We start from the raw sequence: 11,725 nt of genomic DNA on the forward strand, positions 1-11,725 counted from the left end.
AAATATAAGAGTTAACTATTGTGATCATTCCGCCATCTTTAGGGAATGAGCATGTAAAGTTTTATGTTTTTTTGATGAAAAAACACTTTAACAACAAGTTAATTTTTGTTCAATTTAACCATTGTAAGTATTTGTAATAAAACGATAAAAAAGGAATTGTATTAACTTTTTGTTCATAACTTCCGGGCATAGTGATAGTCACAAATTTGGCATAGGAACCTAATTTAACTATTGGCACATTGGAGTAAACGAAATGAAAATGTTTTTTGCTAAACTGAAGAAATCTGAAGCTGGTGCAACTGCTATCGAATATGGTCTGATTGCTGCTCTCGTAGCTGTTGCTGCCATCGCCGGTCTGCAGGCTGTTAGTTCTTCTCTGAACAACACCTTCACAGCAGTTTCTACCGAGCTTAACACTGCCAGCCAGTAATCAAGCTTTCGGTATAATCTGAAAAGAGCGGCTTTGGCCTTACAACAAGGCCAGAGCCGTTTTTTTTCAGTCCCGTTATTTCCGGACACACATGATTTGACATTCAGGATTACAGGGGAAAGGTCATGATGAAAAAACTAATGTCAGAACTCGGCAAAAACAAAAAAGGCGCTACTGCCATTGAATATGCCCTGCTCGCATCTATGGTTGCGGTTGCCGCCATCGGTGGCCTGACGGCCTTCAGCGACAGCTTTCTGGGCATGAGTGACAACACTGTCACGACGATCGAAGACGCAATCAACCGCGACTGACAACATCGATAAACTGTCTGGTTAATCAGCTTTTATTAGCATCAATTAACCAAACCAATACTTTTTTCCCATATCACTTGTATCCAGAGAAATTGCAAACAGGGGAAAATGGTGTTCACAGAGATTGTGATTATTTTGTTCGCCGGCCTTATGATCTGGGCGGCCATCTCCGACATAAGACACTATATCCTTTCGAACAGGTTGTGTCTCATTGTCCTTCTACTGTATCCGGCATTTCTGCTCGCCCTCTATCTGGAACGGGACACCCTGTCCCTCGGCCTGGTGGGCTGGTCAGTCCTGATCGCCCTGATCCTATTTGCAATCGGCATGCTTCTTTTCGCCATGAATGTCATGGGCGGAGGTGATGTCAAACTTATCCCCACAGTGGCTCTCTGGGCAGGTCCTGCCCATGTTCTGGACTATCTGATGATTATGGCTCTGACCGGCGGTTTCCTTGCCGCGATTATTTTGGCCAAAAACCGCCTTATCGCATCAAAAGCCGCCAAATATTCAGAGAATATAAACTTCTCTATGGCAAAAACGGAATATGCAAAGGTCCCTTATGGAGTCGGCATAGCCTTGGGGGGCCTATATGTCGCCTTCCGGCTTTATATGTCACTGGATGGACGAGTGTAATAAGGAAAACAGGTTATGAATATCAATATGCGCAGCATCGTACTTGTCGGAATTGCCCTGGTCATCGCGGGGGTAACCGCTTTTATGGCCCGCAGCCTGCTCAAACCGGCTGCTGCCCCCCAGCAACAGCAGGTTGTTCAGGCAGCACCGTCCAAGGTGCAGGTTCTGGTGGCCGCTGTTGATCTTCATACCGGGCGTTTCCTGAAGAAAGAAAACCTGACATGGCAGTCCTGGCCCGAAGACGGCCTGCATGAGAGCTATATCCGGAAAGGCGAGAATGTTGATATAGAACAGTTTGCCGGAGCAGTGGTGAAAAGCACAATTACTGCCGGTGAGCCCATCACGGATTCCCGCATTGTAAAACCGGGCAACCGGGGGTTCATGGCCGCCGTACTGCCGTTCGGTAAACGCGCCGTTTCCATCCGGATCAACGCAACTTCAGGTATCTCGGGTTTTGTATTTCCCGGTGATCATGTGGATATTCTCCTGACTCATAAAGTGTCGGCAGGTGGCCGCAAAAAGGCTCAGGCCAGTGAAACCGTTCTCACAAATGTCCGTGTTTTGGCTATCGACCAGCGGACCGCCAACCCGACACACACCCCTTCCGTGGGTAAAACAGTGACCCTGGAAGTCACGCCCAAGGACGCCGAAAAAATCTCTCTTGTCGAAAAAATGGGCAACCTGTCCCTGGCCCTGCGCAGCCTGGCCCGGGATAGCGATGAAAAAGACGCGAACCTGGCCTCGGATGAAGATCAAACTTCCGTCACCTGGGATAGTGAAGTCAGTCAGCTCCTGTCAGGCGGAACAGGTATGCCGTCTGGAAAAGGAAAAAGCTTCAGCGTCAAAGTGGTAAGAGGAAATGAAGTCCAGCAGCTGGGCTTCGCAAAGCAAGGAAACTAATCATGACAGCGCGTAAGAACATACGTCGCCTGACCGGCAAGACAATGAAGAAATCAGCTTTCTGCCTGATTGCGGTGTTCAGCCTGCTGCTTGGCAGCCTGCCCTTTGCATCCGCCTTTGCCCAGCAACAGGAACATATCCAGGTGGAAGTAAGCAAAGGTACGCTTTTGCGCCTGAAACAGCCGGCCTCGAACATTTTTATTGCTGACCCATCCATTGCCGACATCCAGGTCAAATCACCGACACTGGTCTATATATTCGGCAAAAAACAGGGCGAAACCAGCCTTTACGGTGTCAGCGACGAGGATGAAATCCTGCTGAGCGGCGAGATTTCCGTTACCCATAACCTGGGAAGTCTGGAAAGCGCGCTGAAAAGCGTAATGCCCGATGCCCGGATCAGCGTAAAATCCTATGAGGGGCTGCTGGTCATGACCGGCCATGTGGAAAGCCCGGACCAGGCCGAAGAAGCCCGTCGCATGGCTGCCGAGTTTATCGGCCAGGAAAATACCATTATCAATCGTCTGACCATTGCCACTCCGGTCCAGGTCAATCTGCGTGTGCGCATTGCCGAAGTCGGCCGAGACACCATGAAACAGTTGGGCTTCAACTGGCAGAACAGCTTTATCAATGGCAGCACGGCCATCGGCATGTTCCAGGGATCCCAGGTCTTTGATGCCGTGGATGGCGTTAAGGAGTTTTTCTCCCTTAACCGCGGCAACAACTTTGCCGGCGGCTTCAGAACCGGCAATTTTGATATCAACTTCATCATCGACGCGATGGAACAGGAAGGCGTCCTTTCCGTTCTGGCGGAACCTAACCTGACGACAATTTCCGGTGAAAGCGCCAGTTTCCTGGCCGGTGGGGAATACCCGATCCCGGTGATTGAAGACCGCCAGCTGTCTATCACTTACAAGGAATATGGTGTTGCCCTGGACTTCAAGCCGACCGTCGTGGACAGCGGCAAGATCAGCATGCATATCAAGCCGGAAGTCAGCCAGCTGTCTTCCGCAGGTGCCGTAACCCTGGACGGTTTCAGCATCCCGGCCCTGACAACACGGCGCGCCGAAACTACCGTCGAGGTTGGCTCCGGCCAGAGCTTCGCCATCGCCGGGCTGATCCAGAACAACGTCACCAACAATATCGCAAAATATCCCTGGCTCGGTGATATTCCAATCCTTGGCGCCCTGTTCCGTTCTACGGAGTTCCAGCGTCAGGAAACCGAGCTGGTTATCATCGTAACCCCTTATATCGTCAAGCCGCATAACGGTAGTAATATGCCGTTGCCCAATGACAATTTCAGGGTTGCCAACGACATGGATCTTTTCCTGAGCGGTCACTCCTATGAGAACCGCAGCCCGGACACTGCACCTGCAGCCCAGGGTAAAACCGGTGAAAAAATGAAAAGCGCCGCCGGCTTCATGCTGGATTGAGGAGGATAATGATGATGAAAAATATTCTTAAACTTGTCGCTGTCGCCTCTCTGCTGATGACAACCGGATGTGCCGGTTTGTATGAAAGCACCGGCCTCGAGAATCAAAAACGCAATAAGGTCGAAATGGTGCGTCTGCCCTATATGCTGACCTTTTCGGAAAACAAGCATCGCCTTGACAGGACTGAAGTCAATGCCCTTGCTGCCTTCCTCACAAACAACAATGTGGGATATGGCGACGAGCTCAGCATGGACTTTCCGCTGGAAAAAGACGGCAGCCTGTCCGAACTGAACAAAAAGCGCCTGTCCTATGTTACGGATCTTCTCAAATATCATGGCATCATCATGGCTGGAGAAGTGACACCCTATGGTGTAGCGCCGAAAACCGATGAGGCCCGCCTGCTGATCTCCCGCTATGTGGTAACACCACCGCGCTGCGGCGACTGGTCCCGCAACAGCACCTCAAATTACAATAATGCCCCGATGCAGGATCTCGGCTGTACGACCCAGGCCAATCTGGGACTTATGGTCGCCAATCCGCGCGATCTGATTACGGGCAATCGGTCCGGTCATCCCCAGACCGAAAAAGCAGCTAAAGCGGTCAACGCCTACGTGAATTCCGCTTCCAAAGCCACGTCCGCCGGGGGAACAGGCGGCAAGGGCGGTAGCGGCTCCAAATAAGGGATTAAGACATGAGTGTAGCTAGCCTTCTGAAAAAAGAGGACAATTCAGCCGACAATATCTTCGGCGCATTTGTCTGTGATGACGACACCACCCAGGCCCTTGTTCCCGTGCTGACGGAAAGAGGCTGGAACCCGGCCAGTATTAAAACCGGCGGGGTCGAGAGTGCCATCAGGACTTTGTCAACGATGCCTTCTCCCCAGTTCCTGTTGGTGGATATTTCAAAATCATCCTCTCCAATGGAGGATCTGGCCTCTCTTGCCGAAGTGGTGGAGCCGGGCACAATAGTCATCACGCTTGGCAATACAAACGATATCGCACTGTATCGCGAACTGATTTCCTACGGCATTCATGATTATCTGGTAAAACCGGCGAATTCCGACCAGATTCGAGAAGTCCTGGCGTCTGCCGAGCATGCAGCCCGGACTCCCGAGGAGACCGACAGCAGTGCGGCAGCCGACGACACAGAGAAGCTGATCGCGGTAGTTGGCGTGCGCGGCGGACTTGGCACCAGTACAATCGCCACCAGTCTCGCCTGGCTTTTGGCCCATGAGAAAAAACAGTCAACTTCCCTGCTGGATATGGATATTTATTTCGGCACGGGCGCCCTGGCCTTTGATCTGGAGCCGGGTCGCGGTCTTTGTGACGCGCTGGAGAATCCGAGCCGTGTTGACGGACTGTTCATCGAACGCGCCATGATCAAAGAAAGCGAGCAGCTGTCCATTCTCGGCTCTGAAGCACCGCTCCATGATCCGACCTATACGGATCCGGCGGCTCTCAGCCATTTGCTGACAGAACTGAAACACAACTTCAAATATGTGGTTCTCGACCTGCCGAAGAACATGGTGGCGGACTATCCTCTGGTTCTATCAGAGGCCAGTGAAATCATTCTGGTTTCGGACCTCAGCCTTGCAGCCACGCGCGATACGATCCGTTTTCTGGCGTTCTGCAAATCTGTCGCCCCGGAAGCCAAGGTCAGAATCCTGCTGAACAAGGTTGCTGGCATGGGTCAGGTGGAAGTGGAGAGAAAAGATTTCGAGGCTTCCATCGAACGCGCCGTCGACTGGGAAATCCCCATGGACACCAAACTGATGATCCAGGTGTCCAAATCCGGCAAGCCCCTGCCCCAGGCCGCGAAACACAGCAAACCTGTGAAGGTTCTGAACATGATTTGCGACAATATTCTTGGCAACGCCACTGAAGAAAGTAGCGCGCCTTTCTGGAAAAAACTGCCGTTGAGCAAAAAAGATTCCAAACCGGCTAAATAACCGCGAGAAAACATGAAACCAGCGTTCGGACGAAAATCAGCATCAGGCGGAAAGCCGGGCTTTGCAGGTGGCAAGGCCCCGGGCTCTGCAGGCTTTGGCAAAGGTGGCGATCCGACTGCAACGGCAGCCGGGACACCGCAGGCTGCACCTATTCCCCAGGAAAGCGGCTCAAATGCAAGCATGGTGGACCAGGCCTTTGATCTGATCGAACCCGTTCTTCTGGAGCGGATTGATCCCGCCGCCGCACGGGAAATGGAACGCAATGAGGTTACCAAAATCATTCAGGGTCTGATTGATGAAATGACCTCCAGTAACGAACTCCAGCTCAACGATCTGGAGCGCCGTGATCTGCTGACCGTTCTCCTCAACGACCTTTTGACTTCCGAAAGCACCAACGGAGAGGAAGAACCGGAGGAAGAAGAGAACGCATCCCGCAAACAACGGGAAGGCAAAAGCCAGACCAGCGAACAAATCCAGCAGGCCAGCCAGGACAGTATCATGGAGGCCAAAGACCGGCTTCAACCGCTGCTTCTGGAATATATCGACGCGTCCGCCGCCAACGAGATGGACCGTGCGGAGCTTGCCGAACAGGTCAGTGAAGCTGTCAACGAGCTTATGGCGCAGGAAAAAATCAACCTGAACCTGCGGGAACAGCGTGAACTGGTCAATATGCTGCTCCATGACATGCTCGGCCTTGGCCCGCTCGAACCCCTGCTTGAGGACGAAACCATCACCGAGATCATGGTCAACGGCCCGAAACAGATCTATATCGAGAAAAGCGGCAAGCTGACCCTGTCAGATGTGACTTTCCGGGATAACCAGCATCTGATGAATATCTGTACCCGGATCGTGACCGCCGTCGGCCGCCGGGTGGACGAAACCACACCAATCTGCGATGCCCGTCTTGCGGACGGCAGCCGTGTGAACATCATTATTCCACCGCTGGCCATCGATGGCGCATCCATCTCAATCCGTAAATTCGCCAAGCAGAAAATTACCCTGGACAAGATGATGGAATTCGGTTCCCTCTCCCCCCAGATGGCGACGGTTCTGAAAATTGCCTCTGCCTGCCGGTTGAATGTACTGATTTCCGGCGGTACCGGTTCCGGTAAGACCACCATGCTGAATGCCCTGTCGCGTATGATTGACGAGGGCGAGCGTGTCGTCACCATTGAGGACACAGCCGAGCTGCAAATGCAGCAGCCCCATGTGGTGCGTCTGGAAACCCGTCCTGCCAACCTGGAAGGCAAGGGTGAAATCAGCATGCGTGACCTGGTGAAAAACGCCCTGCGTATGCGTCCCGACCGGATTATTCTGGGTGAGGTTCGTGGCGCCGAGGCCTTCGACGTGCTGCAGGCCATGAATACCGGCCATGACGGCTCCATGTGTACGCTTCATGCCAACAACCCGCGTGAGGCCCTGACCCGTATGGAAAACATGATCGGCATGGCTGATCTCAAGCTGCCGCCCAAGGCGGTGCGCGAGCAGATTGCCGGCGCCGTGGATATGATCGTACAGATTTCGCGTATGCGCGACGGCGGCCGCCGCACCTGTGCCGTTACCGAAGTGGTCGGCATGGAAGGCGAGATTATCACCACACAGGATTTGTTTGTTTACGAGTTTACCGGAGAGGATGCGGACGGAAAACTGTTGGGCGATTTCCGCTCCACAGGGGTTCGTCCGCATTTTACCGAGAAAGCCGAATATTACGGCCTGCATAGGGCTCTTCTGGATGCGCTATAGGATGAAACCATGACTGTAGATAACCCAACCGTTGTAATGATCGGCATTTTTACCGGGGTATTCCTTGTCCTGGCCACCATGGCGCTTGCCGTCGGTCTTCTCGGCAACAAACAGAAGGTTCTACAGGGCCGGTTGCGGCGGGCGATCGACAGACATCAGAAAAAAGGCCTGGGCAGTGAAAATGGCGAAAAGAGATCACTGTTTATCAAACAGGAAAAATCTTTCTTTGACCAGTTTGTACCGCGCCCGGACGAACTGCGCAAACGCCTGCGCCGCACAGGGTACAAAATCCAGTTCAAACAATACGTCCTCACCAGCCTGGGCGTAGCGGCAGTTGTCGCCATCCTGGTGAAAGTCATCGGCGGCTTTGGTATTCTTGCCTCACTGATGGTCGGGATTGCCGCCGGGCTTGCACTGCCGCATATGGTGATTTCCTCCCTGATCAAGAAACGACTGAACAAGTTCACGACCCAGTTCCCGGAAGCCATTGACCTGATTGTCCGCGGTCTGAAAGCCGGTCTGCCGGTCACGGAATCGATCGGTACGGTCGGCAAGGAAATGGATGATCCCATTGCTATCGAGTTCACAAAAATTATTGATGACATCCGGTTGGGTAAAACCCTGGACGAGGCGCTCTGGAAGGCCGCCGACCGCCTGGACACGCCGGAGTTCAAATTCTTCGTCATTAGCCTTTCGGTACAGCAGGAAACAGGTGGTAACCTGGCGGAAACGCTGGAGAACCTGTCCACCATCCTGCGCGGCCGCAGCCAGTTGAAACTCAAGGTCAAGGCCATGTCCTCCGAGGGTAAGGCCAGCGCCTATATCATCGGCTCCCTGCCCTTTATCATGTGTGGCGTACTGACACTGCTGAACTACAGTTACATGTCGATCCTTTTCACGGATCCGCGCGGACAGATCGCCATAATCGGAGGTCTGATCTGGATGGGGATCGGTCTGTTTATCATCTCCAAACTGATTAATTTCGAGGTTTGATCATGGAACAATACTTGCCCGCGGGAATTACCGGAGAAGATATCATTACCGCACTGGCGGGCATGTCCGCCTTCCTGGTGGTCATGGCCATCTGGAGCACAGGCATTGTCCGGGATTCCATGCATGGTCGCCTGAAAGCCCTGCAGGAAAGACGGTCAGACCTGAAACGGGGATATGTGGCTCCCGTAAAACGCCGGACCACCGTCAAGTCAGCCAAACACGTGGGCCTGATGAACAAAGTGGTTAAAAGCCTGAACCTGTTGAAAAACGAACAGACCGAAAAATACCAGAAAAAACTTGTCCAGGCTGGTTTCAGGGGCAAGGACGCCCTCGTCGTTCTCATGTTCTTCAAACTGATGTTGCCGCTTTTTATCGGTATTATTGCCGTCGTACTCATATACGGCCTGGGCATGTTCGAGCTTTCCACCACGATGAAAGCCTTTTCCTGTATCGGCGCGGTATTGCTGGCGTCCTATATGCCGGAAATCATCCTGAAAAATATTTCCGACAAGCGTAACACTGTCATGCAGAAGGCACTACCGGACTTTCTGGACCTTCTGGTGATTTGCGCGGAAGCAGGTCTTACTTTGGATGCCGCCCTGCAACGTGTGGTCAAGGAGCTCGGGAACACCTGCCCGGAACTTGCCGATGAACTTGGCCTGACCTCTGTAGAGCTTGGGTTCCTGCCGGACAGGAAACAGGCCCTGCTCAATCTGTCGGAACGTGTCAGCCTGCCCTCTATCAAGGCGGTAACCGCTACCCTGATCCAGTCAGAACGATATGGTACACCGCTGGCGAGTTCCCTGCGCGTGTTATCAGGCGAATTCAGGCATGAACGTATTATGATGGCGGAAGAAAAGGCAGCGCGACTGCCGGCCACAATGACCGTTCCGCTGATCCTCTTTATTCTGCCGACACTTTTTGTGGTGCTGATGGGTCCTGCGACCTGCCAGCTGGCAGACAATCTGGTTTAAGTCAAAAAATAATGCAAGGAGAGCTTGTTAGTCAAAGGCATCTGCCAAAGCATGAGGAGCTCTTGAGATGAAGAAAAAGAATGTTGCTAAACAGGGCCGTTTTCGCGGCCTCTTTGGAAGACTGGGAAGGGACGAAAAAGGATCGGCCCTGATGGAGGCCGCCTTTGTGCTGCCCACCATCACCCTGTTGACCCTGGGCACACTGGAAGTGGGGGCGGTCATGTTGAGTACCACCCTTATCGAGGGAGCCATTGCCGATGCTTCCCGCACGGGGATTACCGGCTACACCGTGGACGGCATGACCCGGGAAGAATATATCACCAAGGTCCTCGAAGACAGCACCTACGGGTTTATTTCTCTCGAGAACCTGGTCATCACCAACCAGGTGTATGACACCTTCGCGGATATCGCCAGGGCTGAACCCTATAATGACCTTGATGAAGACGGCGACTATACCAATGGCGTCGACAGCTTCACCGACCTCAACTGCAACAACCAGTGGGATGCGGATATCGGCCAGAGCGGCGTTGGCGGACCCGGTGCCGTGGTGGTCTATACGGCGGAATATGACGCCAATTTCATGACCGGATTTTTCTCCAAGGCAATTGGCGATGAAGACGGTAAAATCCGGCTGGTCGCCAGCACAGCCGTGAAAAACGAACCTTACGGATCACCGACTGCTGACTGTGATCCCCAGGTAAAAACCTGAGAAAGGCGGCTGCCATGAAACGTATAAACCACCTTTCAGGCATTTTCAGACGTCTGTTCCGTCGTGAGGACGGCACTATCCTGATGGAATTTGCCTATACCTTTCCGATCCTCATGATGTTGTTGATCGGCGGGTTCGAAACTTTCCGGATTCTCCTGATCGAACGCAAAACAAATCAAACAGTCAACGCCGTTGCCAACCTGGTGTCGCAAAACGAGATCCTGCCAGAGCAAATGATCACCGACGCTTTCAATGCCGTTGACAACGTGATGACACCCTTCGATATCGACAATGGTGGACGGGTGATTGTGACCCGCCTTCAGGGCACGACATCCGGCACACTGATCACCGACCAGTGCATCACCGGCGCCGGACTATTGTCGCAGAGCAAACTGGGTGCCCAGGATGAATATGCAGACCTGAATCCCATCCCCGGCACTTTCGACCTTGAGGATGGAGAGATTGCCATCGTGGCAGAGGTCTATTTTCTCTATGACCCCATGTTCGTGGACATGAGCTATTTCTTTTCCAGCGGCCTGTATCAGCAGAAAACAGTCTATCAGATCTCCGTCCACAAACCCCGTTTCGGCAATGTGGACTTTACTGATGGCTGTCCGGTCTGATCAGCCGGCAGGCTTTAGAATGATGTAACGAGCATGCGGATTGCCATGGCCCCGAGAATAAGGGCAAAGGTAATCCGCAGCTTTTCATCTGCCATCCGGTGCGCGATACGAACCCCGAGCGGTGTCGCCAGCATGGTTGCGGGAATGACGCACAGCACGGCCAGAAAATTGACATAACCAACACTATAGGGCGGCAATCCCTCTACAGACCATCCGGTGATCATAAACCCGATGGAACCCGGCAGGGCGATCAACAGCCCGATGGCGGCAGATGTCCCCACCGCCCGGTGGATGCCATAACCCAGCTTGCTGAGCACCGCGACACTGAATGTCCCACCGCCGATGCCCATCAGGGCGGACACACAGCCGATCAGAAAACCGCTTATGGCCTTGAGTACAGCACCGTCCCGATTTGCGGCAACGGTTTCCTGGCGCACGACCGCAAGCCGGATGGCCACCAGCAACGCCACAGTTCCAAAAATCAGGGACAGTACCTGTCCCCGCAGGCTGTCAGCCAGAAATGACCCAACGGCAACACCCATAATGATAAAGGGGGCAAAGGACTTCAGCAGCGGAAAATCAACGGCGCCCCTGCCGTGATGGGATCTGGCCGACACAATGGACGTGGGGACGATGGTGGTCAGTGAGGTTCCCACGGCCATATGCATGGCAATATCGGGAGAAACGCCGGCATGATCAAAAATAAAATGCAGCACCGGCACCAGAACAATGCCGCCGCCAACCCCGAGCATTCCGGCAAGCACCCCGGCACAGGCTGACGCACCGGCCAGCAACGCAACAAAACCAAGGATATTTTCCAACTCGTTCTCCTAACCGGCTTCGGATCAGGCAGCGAACACTGTGCCGGCCAGGACCGAACCGGGCCCGTGACTTTGCCGATCTCTTCCTCCGTCTTTTCTGACAAAACGGGAAATGTCAAAGGCTTTTTTTGTTTCATGGTTAATAAATGGTTAATTTTTTAGTTGATTCGGGGAATCATTTAAGAGATGATTCCCGTAGTGATTTGA

13 protein-coding genes are annotated in these 11,725 nt (G+C 53.0%); 12 read left to right on the forward strand and 1 reads right to left on the reverse strand.

What is annotated here, in order from left to right; translation table 11 throughout:
- Positions 1 to 253 precede the first annotated feature (253 nt).
- The 12 genes from ACN0YD_RS11165 to ACN0YD_RS11220 all read left to right on the forward strand — a co-directional run bounded on the left by ACN0YD_RS11165 (position 254) and on the right by ACN0YD_RS11220 (position 10,697).
- Complete coding sequence (locus ACN0YD_RS11165) at positions 254 to 430, forward strand: Flp family type IVb pilin (RefSeq protein ID WP_417319772.1); 177 nt, start codon at positions 254 to 256, stop codon at positions 428 to 430.
- A gap of 125 nt (positions 431 to 555) precedes the next feature.
- On the forward strand, positions 556 to 741 hold the full coding sequence (locus tag ACN0YD_RS11170; RefSeq protein WP_417319774.1) for a Flp family type IVb pilin: 186 nt from the start codon (positions 556 to 558) through the stop codon (positions 739 to 741).
- 108 nt (positions 742 to 849) lie between these two features.
- Positions 850 to 1,377: an A24 family peptidase gene (locus tag ACN0YD_RS11175; RefSeq protein ID WP_417319775.1), complete on the forward strand. Its 528-nt coding sequence runs from the start codon at positions 850 to 852 to the stop codon at positions 1,375 to 1,377.
- Positions 1,378 to 1,392: 15 nt separating this feature from the next.
- Positions 1,393 to 2,277 (forward strand): Flp pilus assembly protein CpaB, encoded by an 885-nt coding sequence (gene cpaB / locus ACN0YD_RS11180; protein ID WP_417319776.1) that lies wholly within the window; start codon positions 1,393 to 1,395, stop codon positions 2,275 to 2,277.
- 2 nt (positions 2,278 to 2,279) lie between these two features.
- Positions 2,280 to 3,707, forward strand: coding sequence for a type II and III secretion system protein family protein (locus ACN0YD_RS11185; protein ID WP_417319778.1), 1,428 nt, complete (start codon positions 2,280 to 2,282; stop codon positions 3,705 to 3,707).
- 8 nt (positions 3,708 to 3,715) lie between these two features.
- A complete protein-coding gene (locus tag ACN0YD_RS11190) occupies positions 3,716 to 4,387 on the forward strand; it encodes a CpaD family pilus assembly lipoprotein (protein WP_417319780.1) in 672 nt (223 codons plus the stop codon).
- A gap of 11 nt (positions 4,388 to 4,398) precedes the next feature.
- Positions 4,399 to 5,655 (forward strand): P-loop NTPase, encoded by a 1,257-nt coding sequence (locus ACN0YD_RS11195; RefSeq protein ID WP_417319782.1) that lies wholly within the window; start codon positions 4,399 to 4,401, stop codon positions 5,653 to 5,655.
- 12 nt (positions 5,656 to 5,667) lie between these two features.
- Entirely contained in the window at positions 5,668 to 7,398 is a 1,731-nt protein-coding gene (locus tag ACN0YD_RS11200; RefSeq protein WP_417319784.1) for a CpaF family protein, read from the forward strand.
- 9 nt (positions 7,399 to 7,407) lie between these two features.
- On the forward strand, positions 7,408 to 8,391 hold the full coding sequence (locus tag ACN0YD_RS11205) for a type II secretion system F family protein (protein ID WP_417319785.1): 984 nt from the start codon (positions 7,408 to 7,410) through the stop codon (positions 8,389 to 8,391).
- Between the two features lie 2 nt (positions 8,392 to 8,393).
- Entirely contained in the window at positions 8,394 to 9,365 is a 972-nt protein-coding gene (locus tag ACN0YD_RS11210) for a type II secretion system F family protein (RefSeq protein WP_417319787.1), read from the forward strand.
- 67 nt (positions 9,366 to 9,432) lie between these two features.
- On the forward strand, positions 9,433 to 10,074 hold the full coding sequence (locus ACN0YD_RS11215; RefSeq protein WP_417319789.1) for a TadE/TadG family type IV pilus assembly protein: 642 nt from the start codon (positions 9,433 to 9,435) through the stop codon (positions 10,072 to 10,074).
- A gap of 14 nt (positions 10,075 to 10,088) precedes the next feature.
- Positions 10,089 to 10,697, forward strand: a complete 609-nt coding sequence (locus ACN0YD_RS11220; protein WP_417319791.1) for a TadE/TadG family type IV pilus assembly protein — start codon at positions 10,089 to 10,091, stop codon at positions 10,695 to 10,697.
- A 14-nt stretch (positions 10,698 to 10,711) separates the two neighbouring features.
- Here ACN0YD_RS11220 and ACN0YD_RS11225 read toward each other — a convergent pair whose 3' ends face one another.
- Complete coding sequence (locus tag ACN0YD_RS11225; protein WP_417319792.1) at positions 10,712 to 11,518, reverse strand: sulfite exporter TauE/SafE family protein; 807 nt, start codon at positions 11,516 to 11,518, stop codon at positions 10,712 to 10,714.
- Between the last annotated feature and the right edge of the window lie 207 nt (positions 11,519 to 11,725).

The organism is Emcibacter sp., from assembly GCF_048269205.1.
Lineage (GTDB): Bacteria > Pseudomonadota > Alphaproteobacteria > Sphingomonadales > Emcibacteraceae > Emcibacter.